The sequence below is a fragment of the Hymenobacter sp. BT559 genome, assembly GCF_016427535.1.
GTDB lineage: Bacteria > Bacteroidota > Bacteroidia > Cytophagales > Hymenobacteraceae > Hymenobacter.
Genome location: NZ_JAELXV010000003.1, coordinates 363,322 through 387,912 on the forward strand (window position 1 = coordinate 363,322; position 24,591 = coordinate 387,912).

Consider the following 24,591-nt stretch of genomic DNA (forward strand, 5'->3'; position numbering starts at 1 on the left):
ACTATTGCTAATCTGCTGATCACTAGCGACTTTACTCTTCGTCTCCTGGGGGCAGCTGGCGCTGGAAGTGCTGCTGCAAAATGGCATCTACCTTGGCTCGGGTGAGGGGCTTGCTCACCCAGTCGGCTACGGGCAGCTTGGCCATGCGGGCCTGGTCGCGCGCGTGCACCGAGGTCGTGAGTACGATGACGACGGGCGGCGGACTAGGTGGCTGCACGTAGGCTTCCAAAAACTCGATGCCGTCCATCACGGGCATGTGCACATCGAGCAGTACCAGGGCCGGGCACTGGTCGTTGGGCGGTAAGTTTTCGGCCAGTAGGGCCAGGGCGTCGGCGCCGTTTTCGGCCACCAGGCAGTGGTCGGTCACGCCCAAGCTCAGCAGTAGTTGCTCATGTAGGAAGTTTGTCGTCGGGTCGTCGTCAACCAACAAAACGCTTGATAGCTTTTGCATAGTTTTACGGGGCGAAGAGCTAGAGTGGTCTTAGGTGGGAAAGGTAACTGTGAATGTAGAGCCTATCTCGGGTTCGCTCTGCACCGTGATGCTGCCGCCGGCGTTTTCTATCATGCGCTTAACCATGTAGAGGCCCACACCTGAGCCAGCTACGTGGTCGTGCAGGCGCCGAAACATCGCGAAAAGCTTGCTCTGCTGGTCGGGCGTGAGGCCCAGGCCGTTGTCCTTTACTTCGAGCACCGCGGCCGGGCCCTGGCGGTAGCAGCGCAGCTGCACCACGGGCGGCCGGGCCGGGTGGCGGTACTTAAGCGCGTTGCTAAGCAAATTATACACGATGCTGCGCAAATGCTGCGGCGCAAACGACACCGTGATGCAGCCATCTAGGTTCACCACTAGCTCGGCATGTACTTCTTCGAGCAGTGGGGCTAGGTCGAGGCGCACTGCCTCGACTACGGCAGGTAGGTCTACCTCTTCGGCGGGCTGGGTGTAGGCGTGCTGCAGCTTGGCTAGGTCGGTGAGCTGCGCAATGGTGAGCTGGAAGCGCTCGATGGCGCCCTGCATCATGGTCAGCACGCGAGGCACCAGGCCCGCCTGCCGGGCCTCGGGGGGGAGCTGCTTGCGCAGCAGCAGCAGTAGGCCCTCTATGTTGGCAATAGGCGCCTTAAGGTCGTGCGAGGCTGTGTAAATGAAGTTGTCTAGGTCGGTATTCGTGCGAGTAAGCTGCTCATTGGCAATGAGTAAGCTGTGGGCCAGGGCCTGGGCTTGCTGCGCGCTCGCTAACACGGCTTGCCGGGCGCTCACCTGCTCGGTCACATCGTAGGCAAAAACTGAGATGCCGCGCGGCTGGCCTTCTTCTAGGTAGGCCTGGTAGGTGAAATTGAAATATACCCTCTTACGCGAGTGGCCATCGGGCTCGATGATGCTGAACGGCAGTTCGGTGCCGTGGTAGGGCTCGCCAGTGCTGTACACGCGGTCGAGCAGGGCCGGTATGCCTTGGGTTACTAGCTCGGGCAGGGCCTCGGCCAGGGGGCGGTGGTGCAAGTGCCGCCCGGCAAAGAGCCGCTGAAACGAGTGGTTGACGTACTCGAAGCGGTGCTCGGGTCCCCACATTAGGGCCACCAGGGCCGAGGTTTGCTCGAACACCTGGTAGAAGGTTTCGTGCTCCTGGGCCCGGCGCTGGATGGTGGCCAGTATTTCGGCCTGCAGCTTTTCGGCGCGCCGGTCGGCCAGTATCTGCTCCGTGATGTTAAGCATAAACATCAGCACGCCATCGATGCGGCCCCGCTCGTCGTAGCGCGCTTGCTGCACATAGTGCAGGTAAAAATCTTCTAGCGGACCGCCCTCCTGGCGTGCCAGTGGCACGCGCAGGCCTATCTCCTCGTGGGGTTCGCCGGTTTGGTACACCCGCTGCAAGGTTTGCCAAATGAGGCTGTCGGCTAGCTCGGGCAGGGCCTCTAGCAGGGGGCGACCCAGCATTTTGCGGCCGGGCAGCAGCCGCTGGTAGTCGGTGTTTACGAGCTCATAGACCATGTTGGGCCCGTCGAGCACGCATATAGCGGCCGGCACCTGCTGAAAGAAGTTGGCCAGCCGCCGGCGCTGGCGCTCGGCCTCATCGCGCGCTGTGCGCGCCGCTTGCACGCCTTCTAGCACCCGGGTTTCTAGGTCGCGGTTCAGCTGCCACAGCTGCCCTTGCGCCCTTTCCAGCTCGGTGTTGTTGGCGTGTAGCTCCTCATTAGTAACCAAAAGCTTATTATTCAGCGTGCTGAGCTCCGCATTCAATTCCTGCACTTGGTGGCGGTCGCGGAGCTGCGCGCTAATGTCAAGGGCCACCACGGCAATGCCCGTAACCTGGCCTTTGGGCTCGCGCAGGGGGTAGTACCCAAAGCTCCAGTAGCCTTTGTCGGCCTGCGTGGCCTTGAGCGGACCTAGGCGCTCGTGGGTGGTGCGTGCCTTGCCGGTGGCCAGCACGTCGGTAAGCAGCGCCTTGGTGCGCGGCTCATCGGTTTCGGGTAGCGCCTCAAATAAAGGCAGCTCTAGTACTTGCTCGGCCGAGCGGTCCCAGAGGGCGCACATGGCCGGGTTGGCCAGCTCGATGAGGTGCTGCGGCCCCCGCAGCACGGCCATCGCCACCGGGGCCTGCTCAAACAGCCGCTGCCACTCGGCCCGCTGCTGCTCGCGCTGCTGGCGGGCCAGCACCTGTCGGGTCACGTCGTGAGCCGAGATAGAGATGTAGCTGGGCTGCCCGCTGGTCTGGTAGGCCTGGTATCTGAAATTAAAATAGCCCCACGGCACGGGCTGGCCGGCGGTGGGCGGCAGGTCCAGGCGCACATCGGGCCCGACAAAGGAGCCGCCCGTGCGCCCTAGGTGCTGCAGCAGCACCGCCAGGTCGGGTTGTGGTACCTGGGGCAGCGCCTCGGCTACCGTGCTGCCCACGAGCGGGCGCCCCGGAAAAAGCTTCTCAAAGGCCTGGTTGGTGTAGCTGAGGCGGTACTCGGGGCCCTGCAGCACGCACACGGCCGTAACGGTTTGCTCTAATATCTGCTGAGCCAGGGCGGGGGGCAGCGCCGCAGGGCCAGCGGCCGGCGCTGCCTCTGCCATGAGGCTGGCTACCAGCAGGTCGCCCTCGCGCTGGGCCACCACGCGCAGCCGCCCTCCGGGGGGGGGCGGGTCGTAGTTATAGTGCCCGGCCTGGCCCGACTCGAAGGCTGCCCGGTAAAACGCGACGAGCGCGGTAGCCTGCGGGGCCAGCGTAAGCAGGGTATCGGTAGCGGCGGGGTACTCGGGTAGGCCTAGCAAGCGCTGCGCGGCCGGGTTAAGGCGCACGTAGGCCAGGTCGGCCACCTCGGCCGGCCGCTCGGGGGCGTACAGGGGCCGTAGGTGCACGATGCCGGTCGGCGAAGCATCCAACAGCGTTTGCAAGAGCGCGTTGGGAGCAGGCCGCTCGGTCACTGGCTGAGTAGGGGCATGCATGGAGTATTCTTCCTGAACACTCTACATACTGCGATAAGGCAGAGAAAGTTGGCTTATTTATCTCAGCTGCTGCCGGCTACTGGTAGGCCGGGCCCCACTCTTGGCCCTAGGGCTATTTCACCGACACTTCAAGCGGCGAAGCGAGGCGCTGGGCAAAGGCCGCCAAGTAAGCGTCCCAGTCGGCGGCCGAGGCAAACTGCCCACTCTTCTGCCACCCAAAGCCGGCGTAAAACACCACATTGGGCTTGGCCACCATGTACAGCTGGCTTTGGTCTTTGGCGGCGCTGCGGTGGTCTTGGTAATCGAGCAGGTACTTAGGGGCTACCACTACGCCGGTGCCCAGGTATGAATCGTCGATTTTTTCCCAGTAGCGGCACCAGCCGGCTGGCCGGTCGGCTTTCACCTCGCCTTTGGCCTCGTGCAGCGTCAGGCCGATAGTGCAGTTGGACAGGGGCTTGTCGGCGCTCAGCTGCTCTTCGTAGCGCGTTAGGTTCGAGCCCAGGTCGAGGCTAATGATTTTCTTCTCCGTCACCTGGCGCCCGTTGGCGTCCCAGGGTGCGTAGGTAAGCTCAAATACCGTGCGGATGGGCCCGGTCGCCAGTACCTTATAAGAAGCGAAGTTCTTGGAAACGTAGAGCTTGTTGCCGTCGAGCACACCGGTACCGCCCACGCCGCGGCTGGTGCCCACGTGGTAGGGGTCGTAGCCCTCGCCAATGTCGGTGTGGTAGGCAAAGGGCTTTTCGTGCACGTGCCGCCCATACCATTTGTCGATGATGGGGTAGGATACCCGCTTCAGCCAGCAGTCCATGCCGCTGCTGAGCGTGCCGTTGGGGTCTTTCTTGTCGAAAAGCTGCTCGGCATTGGGGCCGTAAGTGCGGAAGGCTACGCGCTCATTTTCCCAGGCAAAGTCGTCGGTACGCTCGGGTACGAAGCGCGCAAACGTGGTAGGCCCGCCCGCTGGCACTGGGACCGGCGCGCCGGCCGCCAGCACAAACTGCCGGGTGCCATTGGCCGGCAGCGCTGCCTGAAATAGCAGCTCGTCGGGCTGCCCATCGGCGTTGCTGTCCAGCAGCTGGCTCGTGAGCACGGCCTTGGTTTGGGCGTCTTTCACCACCACGCCGCGCAGGCTGGCCGCCGGACCTAGGGCCCGTAATTGGCTAAGGGGAACGCTCACCGTTTCGGCCGGCCGGGCCACATTGAGGCGGTTGCGCACCGTCACGACTGGGGCGGCGGGGGCGGGTTTGTGGGCAGTCAGGCCACCTACCAGGGGCAAGGCAGCGGCGAGAAGCAGTGTTTTCTTCATAAGTAGGTTAGGCAAAGGCACCGCTACCTAGGTAGCTGGGCCAGCTCTTTTTTGGTGATGCGCAGCACAGTGCCATGGCGGGTGCCCGCCGGAAACTGCACCCGGTCCGACTCGTCGGTCCAGTGTGTGAGGTCGGTCGAGGAAACCATGCCGTATTTGTGCTCGGTGTATTTGTCGAAGTACACCAGCCACTTATCGCCCAATTGAATGGCCGTCGGCCCCTCGGCCCAGTACTTACCCGTGATGGGCGCCGAGGGTGGCCCGTAGGGCCCCGCCGCCTGGTCGGCAAAGGCTACGCGCAGGTTTTTCTGCACCGGCTCCTTGGTTTCGTCTTTCAAAAACATGACGAAGCGCTTGCCGTCGGGCTGTATGGTGGCGTCGATGGCGTTGAAGCCCTGGTCGTAGAGCACCTCGGCGGGCGTGTAGGTCTTAAAGTCCTTGGTCGTGACGTAGTAGATGCGGTGGTTATTACCGCCTTCCAGTGTCGTTTCGCCCGCCGCAAAGCGGCCCGGAATGGTAGTGGCCCAGTAAATGAGGTACTGACCGTTTGGGGCGTCGTAGGTGATTTCAGGGGCCCAGCAGTTCTTGGCGGTGGGCTCATGGGCCATTACAGGTATTTCCTGCTGCGGGCTCCAGTGCACGAGGTCCTTCGACGACGCGTAGCCAATGCTGCGGTCGTGCCAGCTTGTGGTCCAGACCATGTGAAACTGCCCATCCTTACCCCGAATGATGCAGGGGTCGCGCATGAGCTTGTCGGCGCTCACGGTAGGCGCCAGCAAGGACTTGCCCTGGTTGAGGGCCGTCCACTGCAAGCCGTCGGGGCTAGTGGCCAGGTGCAGCCCATCCTCACCATTGCCCTTGAAATAAGCAAAGAGTAGCACCTCGTCCTTCTTCAGCGGCTTTTGCGCGTGGCTGGCGAGGGTAGTGAGGGCTAAAGCGCTGGCGTAGAGTAGGCGGTTGAATAGCATATTGATTTTGATTATCAAAATTTTGTCATTGCGAGTGCAGCGAAGCAATCGCACCTGAGTAGTGCTCGAACGGCTCGTCTTGGTGCGATTGCTTCGCTGCGCTCGCAATGACAAACGTTCTTACAGCGCGTGGTCCAGCTTTACATCCTGGCCCGACCAGATTTTGCGGGCGGTCCAGTCCTGCGCGGGGCTGCTCCAAAAGGCATGCGTGGGGGCCAGCCCTAGGGGCAGGAAAGCTGTGGTGCAGAGGTAGAGGCTGCCCGTCGAGATGTACCCCTCGCCAATGCCCGGCTGGTGGCCGCACAGTCCGATTTGAAGCCAGCCCTGCGCGTCGAAGGTGCCCTTGGGCTCCATGGTGCGCCGGATAACGGCTGTGAGGGCGCTGCGCACTTGGCCGGGCCCTAGGTCCTCGGGTAGCAGCCCTTGCAAGCTGCACTGCGCCAAGTGCTGAAAGGCGCCGCACCGATACGCCAGCGAGCGCCCAAACGCCGCAAACGAGCCATCGGGCCCGATAAGGCGCTCCTGCACCGCGGCGTAGCGCCGGGCGCGGGTGCGTAAGGTTTCGAGCAGGTCGGGGCGCTCTTTGCCGGCGGTTACCAGTGTGCCCACCACGTCGAGCAGCATGGGCTGAATGACGTAGCTGTTGTAGTAGTCCCAATGATAATCGGGCCCATCGCCATAGGTGCCATCGCCTTTGTACCAGGTTTGGTGCTCCTTGATGGCGTAGTCCATCCGCATAAGGTCGCCGCTACCCGTAAACTTGAGCAGCGCCGCTTCAATAATGCCGCTGAACAGCAGCCAGTTGCTGTACACCGGCTTGATGACGCGGGAGCTTTGCAGCGCCTGTACCACTTGCGCCTGGGTGGTAGCGGGCAGCTTGCCCCACAGCTGAGTAGGCGCCCGCAGCAGCGCGTGGGCCAAAAAGGCGGCATCTACCACCGGCTGCCCACCCCGGGTAAAATTCAGAAAATCGGGCGATTGAGGATTTACGCCTTGAGCAATAGCCTGGCGGGCTAGCTCGGCATAACGGGTTTGGCGGGCCTGCTCGGTGGGCGGGACATCGGGCAGCTCGAGCCACGGCGCCAGGCCGGCGAGGGCGCGGCCCAGGGCCTCCAGGTGCGTTACCTGGCGGCGGCCCTCTTGCTGGCCAGATGCCGCCTCTACGGGCATAGCAGCTTTGAGCCGGCCCTGGGCCGCGGCGGCCAGCAGCGGGTCTACGATGCGCAACAGCGTAGCCAGCCAATAGTCGCGGTCGGTGCCGCGCGCGGTGGCCGGCGCGGCTCCTAGGTCGTGCCCAGCGGCAGGCAGAGCGGCCAGCGCGGCCAAGCCCGACAGACCAGCCGCGGCTTGGCCCACAAACGAACGTCTTTTCATACTACTTACTTAAGCTTCATTACCTCGGAGCCGGCCAGTAGAAAGGCACCGGTGCCGTACACTTCCCAGCTATCGGCCGAAAAATCGCGCCTAGGGTCGGCCCCAATGGGCTGCACCCAGCCCACCCGGCCTTCTGGCGATACCACTTTAGTAAGGGCTGCCCAAGCCTTCTGCACCGGACCTAGGAAGGTGGCGCGGTCCAGAATGCCTTGGTTGATGCCCCAAGCCATAGCGTAACAGTCGAAGCCCGAACCCGAAGTTTCGCCGCCGGGGTAGGCAGCGGGGTCGAGCAGGCTCGAGCGCCACAGGCCATCGGCTTGCTGCAGCTGCACCAGCCGGGCGCTCATTTCCTTAAACAGGCTGAGGTAGAACGGCCGGCTGGGGTGGTTGGCGGGCAGCTCTTGCAGCAGCTGCACCAAGCCACCCATCACCCAGCCATTACCCCGGCTCCAGAAAATGCGCTGGCCGTTGCTTTCCTTTTTGCCCTGGCCTGCGGCGTCGAGTAGGTACGAGGCATCGCGCGCAAACAAATGCTCCTCGTGGTTGAAAAGCCGCTTATACGTTTGCTGATATAGCGTGTCGTTGAAGGCCAGGTATTGGGGCTGATTGTCGATAACGGCCACCTTGGCCAGCACCGGCGGGCCCATAAAGAGAGCATCGCACCACCACCACGTGATGCCGTGGTTCTGTACTTCCGGGCCAGGCGTGGTCCGCACTTTCTCCAACACGGCTAGGGTCGGCGCCAGCATGCGCCGGTCTTTCTTGAGCCGGTACAGGTTGAGGTAGGTCTGGCAGATGGCAATGTCGTCGGCGTGGTCGTAGCGCGGGCCAGGCTGCCAGCGCGTGCGCTCACCCAGGGCCATGAGCGAGTCTAGCAGCAGCTTCGACTTGGTGGCTTGGTAGGCCGCAAACACACCCGAGTAAAAAGCGCCGTTAGTCCAGTCGGTGGGTGCGTGCTTGGGGTGCGCCAGCTGCCACTGTGCTGCTTTCAGCAGTTGGGCTTTTATGTACTTGGGCTTGAACAGTGCCGCGTCGGGCGCAGCAGTTTGGGCGTGGGCCGGGCGGCCTAGGCCGGCTGCTAAGAGCAGGCCGCCGAGCAGCCAGGTAGTCCGAATAGAACGGCGCATAGTAAAGCTGGGTGGGAGAGAGCCAGGTTTTGTAGCCAGCGGGCGATGCCCTAGGTAGCCACAAAACCCCACTGCAATACTAGCCCCCAGTGCGCGAGCGGGCCGGGTCATTCTCGGAGATTAGGGGGGCTGTTTTCGGGAGCCCGCAGCTCTGCTACAAGAAAGAACCTAGGTAAGCGGTTGGTGCTTAGTCCGGCGAGTCAGCTACTCCGCATCGGCCGCGGCGGCCGTGCGGCTCGTGCGGTGCTGCTTGGCGTAATCGGAGGGCGTGAGGCCGTAAATTTTCTGGAAGGCCTTGCGGAAATACTTGGCATCTTCTATTCCAACCTCAAAGGCTATTTCGGACACGCGCATGGTGGTTTGAGCCAGCAGCTGAGCGGCGCGCTTGAGGCGCACGTCGCGGATAAACTCCACCGCCGTTTGACCCGTGATGCTCTTGATGCGGCGGTAAAACACCGACTGGCTCATGGCCATTTCGCGGGCCAGCACCTGCACGCTAAACTCGGCGTCGCCTAGGTGCCGCTCCACGGCGCTCATAGCTTGCTCCAAGAACTCGCGGTCGGCGTCGGCTACCACTATTTCGGTAGGTTGCAGCAGGATGTGGCGCTGGTAAAATTCGTGCAGCTTGCGCCGATTGCGCAGCAGAGCGTCGGCCTTGGCGTGCAGCAGAGTGGGGTTGAAGGGCTTGCTTACGTAGTCGTCGGCGCCCATGCCTAGGCCCTCTAGCTCGTGGGTTTCGGCCGTGCGCGCCGTGAGCAGCAGCACCGGAATGTGGCTGGTTTTGGGGTGCTGCTTGAGGCGCTGGCACAGCTCCAAGCCATCGGAGCGCGGCATCATCACATCCGAAATAATGAGGTCGGGCAGTTGGGCCAGCGCCGTAGTCCAGCCCGCCAAGCCATCCTCGGCGGTCAGCACCGCATAGTCGGCCTCAAAAAGCTGCGTGAGGTACTGGCGCACCTCGTCGTTGTCCTCCACTACCAGCAGGCGCGGCGGGCCGGTGGGCGCAGCGGTCGGCGGCAAGGCCGGAAGCTCCTCTTCAAGAGGTAGCTCGCTTTGGCTGGCGGCCGGGCTGGTGCTGGGTTCCTCGGCCCGAATGTCTTCGGGCCGCAGGTGCTGCTGGCCAAAGGGTAGGCGCAGCTCGAAAGTGGTGCCGGCCCCCTGCACGCTAGCTACCGTGAGCTGCCCACCGTGGCGCTGGGCAAACTGCCGGGCCAGCGACAACCCAATACCAGTGCCGCCCATGCGCAGCGTGTCAGTATGTGAAGCCTGGTAGTAAGGGTCAAAAATGCGGTCCAGCTCGTGCGGACTGATGCCTACGCCAGTGTCTGAAACGGTTATCTTTAAATAATTACCCGTTAGCTGCTCGCCGGTGTACACGGCCGGGCTGCCTGCACTGCCCACCACGGTGGCGGCTAGCTCTACGCCCCCCTGGTCGCAGGTATACTTAAAGGCATTGGCCAGCAGGTTGGTAAGCACAATTTCCAGCTTGCCGCGGTCGAAGTACAGCCGCACGGGCTCGGCCGGCACGTCGAGCTGGTACTTGACGCCCCGCTCCTGCGCTTTCAGCTGAAAGCTGCCGTATTGCTCACCTAGGAAGGCCACGGCGTCGTCGTAGCGGGCGCACAGCGGCACATTGCCCGATTCGACCTTGCGGAAGTCGAGCAGCTGATTTACCAGCTCTAGCAGCTTGCGGGCCTGTCGGTGCATTAGCTCCACTTTGCCTGCTAGGTTGGCCACCGGGCCGGGGCTGCGCATGATTTCCTCCATCGGCCCCAGGATGAGGGTGAGCGGCGTGCGTAGCTCGTGGCTGACATTGGTAAAAAAGCCCAGCTTGAGATTAGTCAGTTCCTTCTCCTTCTCGGTTTGAAACTGCTCTAGTACCAGCTTGTTTTTCAGTCCTTGCTGCGACATCTCAAAGCGCCGGTACAGCACAATGCCACCCCCTAGGGCTAGGGCATAGAGCAAGTAAGCCCAGCCTGTTTTGTACCAGGGCGCCAGCACCTCAAACTGCATGGTGGCGGGGCGGGCGCTCCAGCCGCCCTCGCCATTGCTGGCTTTCACGCGCAGGGTGTAGTGGCCGGGCGGCAGGTTGGCAAAGCTGGCAGTGCGCTGGCCGGGCGCCGGGTACACCCAGTGCTGGTTGTAGCCATCGAGCTGGTAAGCGTAGCGATTTTTCTGCGGGTTGGCATAGTTAAGGCCCACAAACTCGACCGAAAAGTCGTTTTCGCTGGGCTTTATCGTTACGGTTTGGGGCACTGACAGCGGCTGGGCCAGCAGCACGCGGCCGCCAAACGGCTGCCCCACGGCCACCGGCTGATTAGCAATGCGCAAGCCTGTGAGCTGCACCACTGGCGCGTAGGGATTGGGCTGAATGGCCGACGGCTGGAAGTAGCTGATGCCATTGATGCCGCCGAAGTACAGCGTACCGTCGGCGCCGCGGGCGGCAGCCCCTATCTTAAAAGCATTGCTTTGCAGGCCATCGGCCACATCGTAGCGCACGTACTGGCGGGTGCGCGGCGTGAAGCGGTAGAGGCCCGTGCCGCCCACCCAAAGGTTGCCCGCGTCGTCGGTGAGCAGGCTTTCCACGTCGCTTTCGGGCAGCCAGCGCTGGTAGCTGCGCACGGTGTCGTGGCCCTGGGCATCGGTGGCCAGTTGGTGCAGCCCGCCCCCGATGGTGCCAATCCAGAGCGTGCCTTGGCGGTCAAGTACCAGCGGCCACACGTAGTTGACGCGCAAGCCGCCCGCCGCGCCGGGTACGTAGCTGAACTGCCGCAGCAGGCGCACCGAGTCGGGCGTGACTTGTAGCTTAAGCAAGCCTGCATCAGTGGTGCTAGCCCAAAGCACGTTGCGGCGCGGGTCGAGCAGTAGGAAGGTGAAATTGCTGCTCGGCAGCCCGCCCGCGCCGGCCTGGTAGCGGCCCAGCAACTGCCCCTCGGGGCTAAAGCGCAGCAGGCCCTGGTTGAAGGTAGCTACCCATAGCGTGCCGTAGCCGTCTTCCACAATGCGCTCGATGCTGGCGGTACGCAGGCGCTGCCCGCCTGGTAGCTCGTCGATGGTAGTAAGCTCCTCTTGGCCCTGCCGGCGGATGAGGCGCACCAGCCCGCGGCCCCGGGTGCCAAACCACAGCGCGCCCGTGCGCGCCTGGCAAATGGCCGACACGTCGATGCCGCGCGTCACACCGGCCTCGTTCTGGTTTAGGTAGTTGCGGTAGGTTTGCCGGCCTAGGTCGTAGGCGGCCACGCCATTGCGCGAGCCCAGCCACAGCGTATTGGTGGCTTCTTCTTTATAAACGGCATTGATGTAGTTGTTGGGCAGCGTAGCCTGGCCCATCAGTTGGCGCCGCAGCCGGCCAAAGGGTTTCTGGCGCAGGTCTACCCGGTTGAGGCCGCCCGCCGAGGCGCACAGCCACATCACCTGGGTGCGGTCTTCAAAAATCTGGTGCACCCGCTCGGAGTTGATGCTCTGCGCCTCGCCATCGGTGGGCAGCAGCAGGGTGGGCGCGCCGGGGCGTAGCGGCGGCGCAGTGCCGGTCACGGTGCCCGCCTCCCACACATAGAGCCCGTAGTTGGTGCCCACCCACAGCCGCCCAAACGAGTCAAGCTGCAGCGACTGCAGGGTGGGGTAGCTAAGCGGCTGTGGGTGCGCCGTGAGTTGGCGCGCGGCTCGCCGGTTGGCCGCGCTCACCCACAGCACCTGCTGGTTGGTGCCTATCCAGAGGTCGCCGCGGCGGTCGAGGTGCAGCGCCCGTATTAGTCCGGTCACGGGGGTGGGCTCGGCTACTAGGGGGGCAGCATCGGTGTGCACCAGGCACAGCCCCTGGTTATAGGTGCCCACCCACAGGTTGCCCTCGGCGTCGGCGGCCAGGCTGCTCACCGAGTAGGGCGTGGTGGGCTGGCCGGCCGCGGGCTGCACCTGGCGCAAGCTCGCTAGCTGGCCCTGGGGAGTGAATGTTAGTTTGAGCAACCCATCGCGCAGGGTGCCAATCCACAAGTGGCCCTGCGAGTCGGAGGCCAGCGCGGTGATGCTGCTGGTAGCCAGCTGCTGCAAAATGGGCTGGCCCGTCGGCGCAATAGCCAGGCTGGCCAAGGACATGAGCCGGTCGGTGGCTGCGTCGTAGAAGTTGAGCCCGGCCCGCTCGGTGCCCACCCACAGGCGCCCGTTGGGGGCGGTGTGCAGCACCGCAATGCGGTTGCCCGAAATGCCCTTGCGAGTAATCGGCAGCGTGTACTGCTTGAGCACGTAGCCGTCGTAGCGGTCGAGGCCGCGGTTAGTACCTACCCAGATAAAGCCCGCCTTGTCTTGCGCCACGGCCATGGCATCGCTGTGCGAAAGCCCTTGGTCAACGGTGAGGTGCTCAAAGCGAAACTCGCGTGGGGCCGTGTCCTGCGCCCAGGCGGGGCGGGCCAGCAGCCCCAGCAGCGCAGCCAGGCAAAAAAGCAACCTAGGAGGAATAACGAACATCGGCAAGGGCGGGGAAGACAGAGGGCGAGCAGCGCCGCTACCAGCTGAATAAGTGCGTGCTAGCCTAAGCTGGGGCCACGCGCCAATGGCGGCTCTGCAAGGTAGCAAACTGGCCTTGGTTGGCGAAATGCGGCTGGCGCCTACCTAGGGCCGCAAACCAGCTATTTTCCCCCGGCTGTTCGGCGAAAATGGCCCCCTAGGTGGGGTAGGGGCGCCGCTACTTTTGTGGTCCTAGGTCGCCATTTCCACAGCGGGCGGCCAGTGCTCAGCTTCCCACCCAGCCATGAAAAAGCATACCTTGCTTGCGGCGCTACTGGCCCTGGCCAGCACGGCCCAGGCCCAGCGCACGGCCTTCGCCCCCGGCCAGCCGTGGCCCGACAACAAAGGCACCCACCTCAACGCCCACGGCGCCGGCGCGCTCTACGATAAGGGCCGCTACTACCTGTTTGGCGAGCACAAAATAGCTGGCCCCAAGGGCAACAGTGCCCAGGTGGGCGTGCATTGCTACTCCTCCAAAGACCTGTATAACTGGCAGGATGAAGGCATTGCCTTTGCGGTAGCGCCCGAAGGCTCGGGTTCGGAAGTTGAGAAAGGTTGCGTGCTAGAGCGCCCCAAGGTGGTCTTCAACAAGAAGACCGGCCAGTACGTGATGTGGTTTCACCTTGAGCTGAAGGGCAAAGGGTACGAAGCGGCCCGCACCGCGGTGGCCGTGAGCAACAAAGCCACCGGGCCGTATAAGTACGTGCGCTCGTACCGGCCCGGTGCCGGCCAGTGGCCCCTAGGGTTCAAAGACGAGTGGAAGCAGCCCGTCCCCAACGAGGTCAGCCTGAAATGGTGGACGCCCGAGTGGCGCACTGCCGTAACCCAGGGCTTGTTTGTGCGGCGCGACTTTACGCCCGGCCAAATGGCCCGCGACATGACCATCTTCGTCGATGACGACGGCAAGGCCTACAACATCCACTCATCTGAGGAGAATTTGACCCTGCACGTGGCCGAGCTTACCGACGACTACCAGGGCTTTACGGGCAAGTGGAACACCATTGCGCCGGCCGGGCACAACGAGGCGCCCGCCATCTGCAAGCGTGGCGGCAAGTATTACCTCCTCACGTCGGGCTGCACGGGCTGGGCCCCCAATGCGGCGCGCTCGTTCGTGGCCTCGTCCATCTGGGGGCCGTGGCAGCAGCTCGATAACCCCGCTACCGGTCCCGACGCCGACTCTACTTATCATTCGCAGAGCACCTACCTGCTGCCGGTGGCGGGTAAGAAAGACGCCTTCATTTTTATGGCTGACCGCTGGACCCCCAAGAACCCCATCGACGGCGGCTACATCTGGCTGCCCCTCCGCTTCGAAGGCGACCAGCCCCGCCTGCGCTGGGCCGACCGCTGGGCTCTTTCCGCATTTGACCAGCCGCAGCCCAAAGCCGTGGTTGCTCCCTAGGTACCTGCATTGCTTACGAATGCATCCGCCTGGGCGATAAAGGCCCGGAAATAGTAGTGGGCACTACAGGAGCAGCGTTGCGAAAAGCTAGCAGGTTGAATTAGGCCCTGCTCTTTCCTGAAAATACCCCTCTTCGGCGCTGTTTGCTCCCGATACTTTTGGGCAATCCAAAGGCCACACTAGCCGCTGGTTAAGCGCCACTGTGCGTGCTACTTTCCTCCGCCTTGCGACCCACCTAGGTAGGTGCGGCGCTTGCTTTTGCACTGCGATTATTTTTCTCCCACCCTGGCCGCTTCCGCGACCATTTAATTAACTCTATGCAGGCAAAGTCTATACTCCTGTGCGGAGCCTTGCTGCCCCTGGCGGTGGCAGCGGCCCCGGTTCCCCACGTAGCTCGCCCCGATGAGGCGCTGCGCACGCTACCCCGGCCCGCGGCCGACATTACGATTAGCGGCACGGTGCTCGATGAGAAGGGCGACGGCATGCCCGGCGCCACGGTTGTGCTCAAGGGCACTACCCTAGGTACGAATACCGACGCCGACGGCAAGTTCACGCTGCGCATCCCTGACGGCACGGCCACGCCCACGCTCGTTATTTCGTCGGTAGGTTACGTCAAGCAAGAGCTGGCAGTGGGCAGCCGCACTACCTTCGAAGTGAAGCTGGTGGCCAATGCCCAAGACCTAAATGAAATAGTGGTGGTAGGCTACGGCACCCAGAAGCGCTCCGACGTGACGGGCTCCGTGGTGTCGGTGCCGCAGGACCGGCTTGAGAAAATCCCGGTGTCGAACGTGGCGCAGGCGCTGGCCGGCGCGGTGGCGGGCGTCAACATCACCACAAGCTCGGCGGTGCCCGGGGCGCAGCCCAATATCAACATCCGGGGCGTGCGCTCGATTACGGCCAGCACCAACCCCTACATCATTGTGGATGGGCTGCCGCTGCCGGTGTCGACTAACCTCAACGACATTAACCCCAACGACATTGCTTCAATTGAGATTCTGAAGGATGCCAGCTCGACGGCCATCTACGGCACGCGCGGCTCCAACGGGGTTATTCTTATTACTACCAAGCGCGGCAAGACGGGCAAGCCCGAAATCCGCTACAACGGCTACGCTGGCCCCGAATACCTAGTAAACCGGCTGCGCCCGCTCAGCCCCGAGGCCTACGCCCAGAAGTACCAGGACTTTGCGGCCCAGCGGGGCTTCACGCCCACCCAGCCGCTGCCCAATACGGCGGAGGTCGTGAACCTACAGGCCGGCCGCACGGTAGACTGGATGAAGGAAATTCGCCAGCAGGGCGTCATTCAGGACCATAACGTGTCCATTTCGGGTGGTACCGACAATGTGAAATACTTCGTGTCGGGCGAGTATTTCAACCAGAAGGGTACACTCAAAGGCTTTCAGTTTCAGCGCGTGAGCCTGCGCTCGAACATCGACGCCACGCTTACGCCCTGGCTGCGCATTGGTACCTCGTCGTTTTTCTCGACCAACAATGACAGTGGCGGGCGAGCCGACCTGACGCTGGCCCAGGTGGCTAGCCCCTACGGCAACGTGTACAATACCGACGGCACTTACACGGTGTATCCGCAGCTGCCCGAGTTGCTCATCAAAAACCCGCTGGCCTCGCTGACGACTACCCGCGAGAGCCGCGTGAACCAGCTTATCGGCACGGGCTATGCCGAGGTAGATTTACCCGTTAAGGGCCTGAAGTACCGCTTCAACGCCACCTTCGGCTACCGGCCCTACCGCTATGCCTACTACGAAGGCCGCGCTTTCGGCAACCTCAACGGCTATGCCCAGCTAGTGAACGACGAGCGCTACAACTACACGCTCGAAAACATTGCTACCTATGCCCGTGACTTTGGCAAGCACCACGTTGACCTAACGGGCCTCTACAGCGCCCAACAGAACACCTACTTCACCACCACCGAGAACGGTAGTGGCTTCATCAACGATAACATCGGCTTCAACGGCATCGGCTCGGGCTCACTACCGCCTACCATTAGTTCGTCTGCCGACCGCCGGGCGCTAGTGTCGCAGATGGCGCGCATCAACTACAACTACGACAGCCGCTACCTGCTGACGCTGACCGCCCGCCGCGACGGCTCGACGGTGTTCGGGGCTAATACCAGCAAATACGCGGTTTTCCCCTCGCTGGCCTTGGGCTGGAACGTGGCCAACGAGGCCTTCCTGAAAGATAATAGCGCGGTTACGGCCCTGAAGCTGCGCTTCAGCTACGGCACCACTGGCAACGAGGGTATCAACCCGTATCAGACTATCACGGGCCTCAGCCAGGTGCAGTACGCCTACAATGGTGTCACGACAGTGGGTCTGCAGGCAGGCATTCTGGGCAACGCCGACCTGAAGTGGGAGCAAACTACCAGCTCCAACTACGCGGTGGACTTTGGCTTCCTGCAAAACCGCATTACGGGCACCGTGGAGTACTACGATGCCAAAACCACCGACCTGCTGCTGAACCGCCAGATTCCGATTATCTCGGGCTACGGCTCGATTCTGGACAACGTGGGCTCGGTGCGCAACCAGGGCCTGGAGGGCACCCTGACCACGGTGAACGTGCAGCACTCAAACTTCACCTGGGAAACGACGCTTAATGCCTCGGCTGTGCGCAACCGGGTGCTGCAGATTTATGGCACCGGCGGCGACGACATTGGCAACCGCCTCTTCATTGGCCGGCCGCTGTTTGGCATCTACGACTACGTGAAAACGGGCGTGTGGCAGCAGGGCGAGGACGTGAGCAAAGCCGACGCCAGCGCCAAGCCCGGCGACCTGAAGTTTGCGGACCTCAACGGTGACAACAAGATTGACAGCAACGACCGGACCTACCTAGGCTCCAGCATCCCGAGCTGGCAGGGTGGTATCACCAACACATTCTCCTACAAAGGCATCAGCCTGCGCGTGTTCTTCCAGACGGTGCAGGGCGTGCTGCGCAACAACGGCAACCTCAACTTTGTCGACCTAGGGGGCCGCGTGAACCTGCCGCAGGAAATTGGCTACTGGACGCCGCAAAACGCCAGCCAGGACCGCCCCGGCCTCAACTTCACCAACTCTCGCGGCTACGGCTACGCCAGCAACGGCAGCTTTACCCGACTCAAGGACGTGACGCTGACTTATAGCTTCCCGGCCACAATGGTGGAAAAATGGCACCTAGGTAACCTCAGCGTGTACCTGAGCGGGCGCAACCTCTACACCTGGTCGCCCTGGGTGGGCTGGGACCCCGAGCAGAGCTATACCGTGGGCAACGGCACCGGCAACGGCGGCACCAACTTCCCCAACGTGCGCACCATCGTAGCTGGCCTCAACGTGAGCCTGCGCTAGCTATTTCTTCCCACCCGATTTTAGCAATTCGATATATGAAACGCCTTGCCTTAGCTTTTGTAGGCCTGCTGGGTACAGCCCAGCTGTTCAGCTCCTGCAAAAAGGACTATTTGAATGAAAATCCCCCCTCGCTCTACACCCCCCAAACTGTTCTTGTCGATTCCCTAGGGTTCGAGGCCGCTATGGCCGGCTTGCAGTCGGTAGTGCGCGAGCAGTACACCCGCGCCAACGAGCAGGGGCTGCTGGGTGCCATGCAGGAAGGCACCGACGTGGCCATTCCGGGCCAGGTGCAGGGCGTGGAGGTTCCCTATTACAACTATACGCTGCTGAACTCGCAAGACCAGTTTGCGGCGGTGATGTGGAGCTGGGCCTACCGCACCATCAACAATGCCAACCAGATAATTGCGGCAGCAGCCACGGCGCCCAATACGGTGCGCCAAGGCTACAAGAACCGCATCTCGGCCGAGGCGCGCTTCTACCGGGCCTACGCCTACGACTTCCTGGCCACGCTCTGGGGTGATGTGCCCCTGATTGACACGCCCGTAACCTCGCCGCGCACTGACTTTACGCGCACCCCGCTGGCTACGGTCAACGACTTTATTGTCAAAGACCTGACGACGGCCATCCCCAGTATGTTCACGGCCAGTAAGGCCACTTCGGGGCGCATTACGCAGGGCGCTGCCCAGCAGCTCCTAGGTCAGGTGTACCTGCGCATGGGCAAGAACGACTTGGCCCAAAGCACCCTGCAAAGCTTGATTAATGGCGGCCAGTACAAGCTGATTTCGGCCCGCTACGGGGTGAACGCCAGCGCCCCCGGCGACTACTTCTCCGATATGTTTATCGTGGGCAACCAGCGCCGGGGCCAGGGCAATACCGAGCTTATCTGGGGTATCGAGCAGCAGCTGAATATTCCGGGCGCCACCACCGATGCGCAGCATCGCCGCATGTGGGTGCCGGGCTACTACAACATCAAGGGCATGGTGATTGCCGACTCGCTAGGCGGCCGCGGCATCGGGCGCATGCGCCTCAGCAACTGGGTCGACTACCAGCTGTATCCGGCTAACCCCGCCGCCGATATGCGCAACTCGAAATACAACCTGCGCCGCCGCTTCTACTACAACGACCCCTCGCAAACGGCCCTCTACGGCAAGCGCGTGACCGGCCTCAAGGGCACCGACACCATCTTCTATATCACGCCCTACACCACCAAGTGGAACCAGTATAACCCGGCCGACCCCTTCGGTTACGGCACCATCAAAGACATTCCCATGATGCGCCTGGGCGAGACCTACCTGCTGCTGGCTGAGGCTCAGTTTAACCAAGGCAACACGGCCGGGGCCGCCGCCAGCATCAACGTGCTGCGCACCCGCGCCAAAGCCGCCCAGGTAAGCGCCAGCGACATTACGCTCAACTTTATCCTCGATGAGCGCGTGCGCGAGCTGATAGGGGAGGAGCAGCGCCGCCTCACGCTGGTGCGCACCGGCACGCTCGTCGAGCGCACCCTGCGCCTCAACGGCGCTTCGGTAACTGGTCTGACCAAGGAGAAAGCGCTGCTGCCCATTCCGCAAACGAGCATCGACCTGAACACCAACGGGACGTTGACGCAAAACCCCGGATACTAGCTGGTGGGCTAGTTGCCGGTCGAGCCGGGGCTGCCTTGTGGAGAGGGCGGGCTCCGGCTCATTTTGTATTTGGGCCACTACTTTCATCCCACCCATGAAAATACTATTGCTAGTTGCCGGGGCGCTGGCCGCCGTGCCGGCTGGCCGGGCCCTAGGTCAGGCCGCCCCCTATTTCGACACGCACGTGTCGCCGCCCGCCACCAAGCTGCCGCCTTTCGAGGTCAAAAACCCCGACAAGCAGCTGAGCCCCTACACCGGCCTCACGCGCCGGCACTGGCAAGATGCCGCTCGCTACCTACTAAGCGGGGCCTTCAGCTACGTGCGGACCCTGGATGACCCCATGCAGTTTGTGAAGCAGCCGGGCAAGAGCTACCCCCGCTCGGCCAGCCAGGTGCCCACCGAAAAGCTGGAGGGCCTATGCCGCACGCTGTTTATGGCCGCGCCGCTGCTTAAGGAAGACCCTAACCTGACGCTGAACGGCGTGAAAGTGGGCGACTACTACCGCCACCAGCTGGCGCTGCTCGTAGACCCGGCCAGCCCCAGCTACATTGCGCCCCGCGCCGCCAACGGCGGCCCCAGCCAAAACCTGGTAGAGTTTGGTGGGCTGAGCGTGGCCTTGTTTGCTGCCCCCGAAATACTCTGGGACCCGCTACCGGCTGCCACCAAAAAGGCCTTGGCCGCCACCATGCTCAGCTATGGCGACGGGCCTACCGTGCCCCAAAACTGGCGCTACTTCAACATCTTCATTCTCAGCTTCTACAAAAGCCGGGGCTACCAGGTGAATGAAAAGCTGCTGGAAGAGTACCTTCAAAAGCAGCTGACCCACTACAAGGGCGAGGGCTGGTACAACGACGACCCCAGCTTCGACTACTACAGCATGTGGGCCTTCCAGATGTATGGCCGGCTCTGGAGCGAGTATTACGGGCGCCAGCAGTACCCGCAGGTGGCCGCGCAGCTAACCGAGAACTTCGCGCCGCTCAAGAACACTTACCCCTATCAGTTTGGGCGCGATGGAAGCATGGTAATGTGGGGCCGCAGCATCACGTACCGCTTTGCGGCGGTGGTGCCGTTTCCGCTCATGGGTTTGCAGCCCGAGGCAGGCACCAACTTCGGCTGGATGCGGCGCATTGCCTCCGGGGCTATGCTCCAGTTCTTGCAACACCCCGATTTCTTGCAGGACAACATTCCGACCCTAGGGTACTATGGAGCCTTCGAGCCGGCCGTGCAGCCCTATAGCTGCCGGGGCAGCGTGTTCTGGATGGCCAAGGCTTTTCTGGGCCTGCTAGTGCCGGCCGATAGTCCGTTCTGGACCGCCACCGAAAACGAAGGACCGTGGAGCAGTGAGTTCAAGCCCGGCACGGTGACCAACAAGTTTGAGGCGGGGCCTAACATCCTTGTGACCGATTACCCCGACCTAGGCGCGGCCGAAATTCGCACCGTGCCGCACCAGCCGGCCAGCGACCCCTACCGCGGCGACGAAAACTACAACCGCCTGAGCTATAACAGCGCCTTCCCGTGGCAGGCCGATGGCCCCCGCGGCGAGGTAGCCATGAACTACGTCTTCAAAAACAAGCAGGACAAGTGGGAGCCGCTGCGCCTGTACACCTTCCGACGGTACGCCGACGGCGTGTATTACCGCGACGCCGAGCTCGAAACCAACAAGAATATCAAGCTGCACCTGGCCGAAATGCCCCTGCCCAACGGCATCCTGCGGGTAGACCAGAACGCTAGCACCGAGGCCACTGCCCTGCGCCTAGGGCACTACGCCCTGCCTACCCTCACGGGCGCCATCCGGCGCACCACGCGCAAGGTGAAAGGCCATGAGGTACAAATCATTGATAATGGCACCTACCAGCTGGCCCTAGTGCCCCTAGGTGGCTGGGACCAGGTAGAAGCCATGGAGGCTACCGGCCTGCACCCCGCCGCCCGCACCAGCACCGTGCTCAATGCCCTAGGTAGCACTGCGCCCGCCGCCCGGCCCAAGCTCTACGCTACGCTGCTGCTCTGGAAAAAATCGGGTACTACCTTCGCCGATGCCGAGCTGCTGCCCGTGCGGCAGGTGCGGCCCGCCGCGGGCGGCACTGGGGCCACTGTGACAATGGCCGATGGTAGCCGCAAAGAATTGAAATACACCGAATAAGTAAAGTACATGCGCATCACCTCTTTGCTGACGACTGCCCTGCTGGTGGGCGGAGCCACCCTTACCAGCCATGCTCAGAAGACCCTAGGTGCCGACACGCTGCACGCGCTGCCGCCCGCCCTGCCCGGTCCCAATGCCGACCCGCACATCGCGGCCTTTGGCGACACCTACTACCTGTACCCCACCACCGACGGCATCGAGGGCTGGGGCGCTAAGTCGTTCAGTGCCTGGTCATCGAAGGACCTGAAAACGTGGAAGAAGGAGGGCGTCATTCTGGATTTGCCGCGTGACCTCACCTGGGCCAACCGCAATGCCTGGGCCCCGGCCATGGCCACCAAAAACGGCAAGTACTACTTCTACTACACGGCGGCCCAGTGCGTGGGCGTGGCCGTGGCCGATAGCCCCACCGGCCCCTTCAAAGACCCCATCGGCAAGCCGCTGGTGGCCAAAGATGTGTACCGCGGCCAGGCCATCGACCCCATGGTATTCGTCGATGACGATGGCAGCGCCTACCTCTACTGGGGCCAGGGCCAGTGCCACGTGGTGAAGCTGAACGCCGACATGACCAGCTACGACCCCGCCACAGTGGTCGAGTTTAAACCCGAGGGTTACAACGAAGGCCCGTTTGTGCTCAAGCGCCAGGGCAAATATTACCTCATGTGGAGCGAGTACGACACCCGCGACCCGCGCTACTCGGTGGCCTACGCCACCTCTAGCTCGCCCATGGGGCCGTGGGTGAAGGCCAGCGGCCCGCCCGTGCTGCACGGCCGCGGCCCGGTGAAGGGCGCCGGCCACCACTCGGTGGTGCAGGTGCCGGGCACCGACCAGTGGTTTATTGCTTACCACCGCTTTATTATTCCGGGCGGCGATGGCTTCAATCGCGAAACCTGCGTGTCGGCCATGCGCTTCGATGCGACCGGTAATATATTGCCAGTCAATGTATTTGAGCCAGTGAAGGCTGCTAAAATTCGCAAGGCAGCGGCTAAGCGGCGGCCCTAGGTGCCGAAGTAAAGACGTGGCGGGCCGCTGGGCCGCGCATCCCAACGCGGCCTGCCACGTCTTTGCCTTGTGCTGCTGACTAGTAACCTTGCCATTGCAATGATTACCACCCACAAGCTGACAAAAAATGCCCCAAAAAAGAACAATTTGTTCTTTTTTGTCTGCAATGCACAAACGATTGTGTAAATTGCTGCCCTCATAGGATTGCGTTAGTTGCTAGCGTAGTCTTCTGTAAGCTCTTTCTTCTATTTCCCACCCCACTCGTTCTATGCGTTACGCTTCTTTCACTCAGCAAGTAAAGCGCTTAGCTGCTGCGTCTTTCTGCCTAGGTGCTGCGGGGGCAGCTCAGGCCCAGGCCGTAGCCGACTATCCTATTCGGCCGGTATTATTCACGCAAGTAAAGCTGACCGACAACTTCTGGCTGCCGCGCCTCAAGACTAATACCGACGTTACCATTCCAGCGTCATTTCAGCGCTGCGAGGCTACCAACCGGGTCAAGAACTTTGAGATGGCGGCGGCTAAGTCGGGCAAGTTTGCCACGACGTATCCCTTCGACGACACCGATATCTACAAGACCATCGAGGGGGCGTCCTACTCGCTGAGTCTTTACCCCGACGAGCACTTGAAGGAGTACGTCGATGCGCTCATCAAAAAGGTGGCCGCCGCGCAGGAGCCTGACGGCTACCTCTACACGGCCCGCACCATCGACCCCGCCCACCCGCACAGCTGGGCCGGCAAAGAGCGCTGGGAAAAAGAGCGCGAGCTGAGCCACGAGCTCTACAACTCGGGCCACCTCTACGAGGCCGCCGTGGCGCACTACCAAGCCACCGGCCAGAAAAACTTGCTCAACATCGCCCTCAAAAATGCCGACCTCGTGTGCTCGGTATTTGGTCCCGGCCGCCGTGCCGTAGCGCCCGGCCACGAGATTGTGGAGATGGGGCTAGTAAAGCTCTACCGCGTAACCGGCCAGGCGAAGTACTTGAATACGGCTAAGTTCTTCCTCGACCAGCGTGGCAAGTACCAGGGCTACGACCCCAAAAGCCAGGACGAGTGGAAAAACGGCCAGTATTGGCAAGATGACAAGCCCGTAATCGCCCAGACCGAGGCCGTGGGCCACGCCGTGCGCGCCGAGTACCTGTACTCGGCCATGGCCGACGTAGCCGCCCTCACCGGCGACAAGCCGCTGCTGGCGGCCGTGGATACCATCTGGAACAACATGGTGGCCAAGAAGATGTATGTGCAGGGCGGCACCGGCTCGGTGGGCGGCGGCGAGCGCTTCGGCGCCAACTACGAGCTGCCCAACGCCACGGCCTACAACGAAACCTGCGCCTCGGTAGCCGACGTGTACTGGAACCAGCGCATGTTTCAACTGCACGGCGACGCCAAGTACGCCGACATCATGGAAAAGGTGCTGTATAACGGCCTGATTTCGGGGGTGGGGCTGGACGGTAAATCGTTCTTTTATAGCAATGCCATGCAAGTAAAAGGCGGCCTAGGGTCGAAAGACACCGAGGCGGCGCGCTCGGGCTGGTTCGATTGCTCGTGCTGCCCCACCAACCTGGCCCGGCTCTTTCCAAGCCTGCCCGGCTACGTGTACGGCCAGCACGACAAAGACCTGTACGTGAACCTCTTCGTTAGCAGCACTGCCAACCTCACGGTGAACAAGAAGCCGGTGCAGCTGACCCAGCAAAACAACTACCCCTGGGACGGCGGCCTCAAATTCGTAGTAAACCCAGCTGCCAGCACCGACTTCAACCTGCTAGTGCGTGTGCCCGGCTGGGCGCGGGGCGAGGCCATGCCCTCCGACCTCTACACCTTTGCCACGCCCGCTAAGAGCGACGTCGTCATTAAGATAAACGGCAAGCCCGCCGCCTACACCCTGCGCAACGGCTACGCCGTGCTACCGCGCAAGTGGCGCAAAGGCGACGTGGTCGAAATGACCCTGCCCATGGACGTGCGCCGCGTGGTGGCCAACCCCCACGTGAAAGAAGACCTAGGGAAAGTGGCCTTGCAGCGCGGCCCAGTCATCTACTGTGCCGAGTGGGCCGACAATAAGGGCAAAGCCAGCAACCTCGTGGTGCCGCCCACGGCCACCTTCACCGCCGCCTACCGCCCCGAGCTGCTCAATGGCGTGACGACCCTCACCGCCACGGTGCCCGCCGTGCAGGTAGATGCTGCCGCCAGCACTATCCAAACCGTGCCGCAGACCCTCACGGCCATTCCGTACTACGCCTGGGCCAACCGCGGCAAGGGCGAAATGACGGTGTGGTTTCCGGCCCAGGTGCTGGACGTGGACCTCGTGACGCGCCCCACTGCGCTGCCCGGCAGCAGCAAATAATGCCTACCTGCCCGCCGTGCCTGGCCTAGCCTAGCGCAGCGGGCAGTATTGCTTACTATACTTATTCC

Annotated in this window: 13 protein-coding genes; 6 read left to right on the forward strand and 7 right to left on the reverse strand. The window is 62.4% G+C overall.

All coding sequences use genetic code 11. The features are described from left to right. Positions 1-31: 31 nt before the first annotated feature. From JAO77_RS12390 to JAO77_RS12420, 7 genes are all read right to left on the reverse strand, one after another. Positions 32-451: a response regulator gene (locus JAO77_RS12390; protein ID WP_198990687.1), complete on the reverse strand. Its 420-nt coding sequence runs from the start codon at positions 449-451 to the stop codon at positions 32-34. A gap of 30 nt (positions 452-481) precedes the next feature. Continuing rightward, positions 482-3,421, reverse strand: coding sequence for a PAS domain-containing protein (locus JAO77_RS12395; RefSeq protein WP_198990688.1), 2,940 nt, complete (start codon positions 3,419-3,421; stop codon positions 482-484). A gap of 112 nt (positions 3,422-3,533) precedes the next feature. After that, positions 3,534-4,724, reverse strand: a complete 1,191-nt coding sequence (locus tag JAO77_RS12400; protein WP_198990689.1) for a BT3233 family polysaccharide utilization protein — start codon at positions 4,722-4,724, stop codon at positions 3,534-3,536. 23 nt (positions 4,725-4,747) lie between these two features. Next, positions 4,748-5,692 carry a glycoside hydrolase family 43 protein gene (locus JAO77_RS12405; RefSeq protein WP_198990690.1) on the reverse strand — a complete coding sequence of 315 codons (945 nt, stop codon included), beginning with the start codon at positions 5,690-5,692 and terminating at the stop codon, positions 4,748-4,750. A gap of 120 nt (positions 5,693-5,812) precedes the next feature. Further along, positions 5,813-7,066: a DUF2264 domain-containing protein gene (locus tag JAO77_RS12410; protein WP_198990691.1), complete on the reverse strand. Its 1,254-nt coding sequence runs from the start codon at positions 7,064-7,066 to the stop codon at positions 5,813-5,815. Positions 7,067-7,071: 5 nt separating this feature from the next. Then, positions 7,072-8,193 (reverse strand): glycoside hydrolase family 88/105 protein, encoded by a 1,122-nt coding sequence (locus JAO77_RS12415; protein WP_198990692.1) that lies wholly within the window; start codon positions 8,191-8,193, stop codon positions 7,072-7,074. Between the two features lie 204 nt (positions 8,194-8,397). After that, the gene (locus JAO77_RS12420; RefSeq protein ID WP_198990693.1) at positions 8,398-12,654 is read right to left on the reverse strand and encodes a hybrid sensor histidine kinase/response regulator transcription factor; all 4,257 of its coding nucleotides are present in this window, start codon (positions 12,652-12,654) and stop codon (positions 8,398-8,400) included. A gap of 283 nt (positions 12,655-12,937) precedes the next feature. Here JAO77_RS12420 and JAO77_RS12425 point away from each other — a divergent pair, with 283 nt between their 5' ends. From JAO77_RS12425 to JAO77_RS12450, 6 genes are all read left to right on the forward strand, one after another. Next, positions 12,938-14,092: a glycoside hydrolase family 43 protein gene (locus tag JAO77_RS12425; RefSeq protein WP_198990694.1), complete on the forward strand. Its 1,155-nt coding sequence runs from the start codon at positions 12,938-12,940 to the stop codon at positions 14,090-14,092. Between the two features lie 317 nt (positions 14,093-14,409). After that, positions 14,410-17,424, forward strand: coding sequence for a SusC/RagA family TonB-linked outer membrane protein (locus tag JAO77_RS12430; RefSeq protein WP_198990695.1), 3,015 nt, complete (start codon positions 14,410-14,412; stop codon positions 17,422-17,424). A gap of 35 nt (positions 17,425-17,459) precedes the next feature. Continuing rightward, on the forward strand, positions 17,460-19,046 hold the full coding sequence (locus JAO77_RS12435; RefSeq protein ID WP_198990696.1) for a RagB/SusD family nutrient uptake outer membrane protein: 1,587 nt from the start codon (positions 17,460-17,462) through the stop codon (positions 19,044-19,046). Positions 19,047-19,140: 94 nt separating this feature from the next. Further along, a complete protein-coding gene (locus JAO77_RS12440) occupies positions 19,141-21,186 on the forward strand; it encodes a DUF2264 domain-containing protein (RefSeq protein WP_198990697.1) in 2,046 nt (681 codons plus the stop codon). A 9-nt stretch (positions 21,187-21,195) separates the two neighbouring features. Continuing rightward, a complete protein-coding gene (locus tag JAO77_RS12445; protein ID WP_198990698.1) occupies positions 21,196-22,185 on the forward strand; it encodes a family 43 glycosylhydrolase in 990 nt (329 codons plus the stop codon). A 268-nt stretch (positions 22,186-22,453) separates the two neighbouring features. Continuing rightward, positions 22,454-24,523: a glycoside hydrolase family 127 protein gene (locus tag JAO77_RS12450; protein ID WP_198990699.1), complete on the forward strand. Its 2,070-nt coding sequence runs from the start codon at positions 22,454-22,456 to the stop codon at positions 24,521-24,523. Positions 24,524-24,591: the final 68 nt, after the last annotated feature.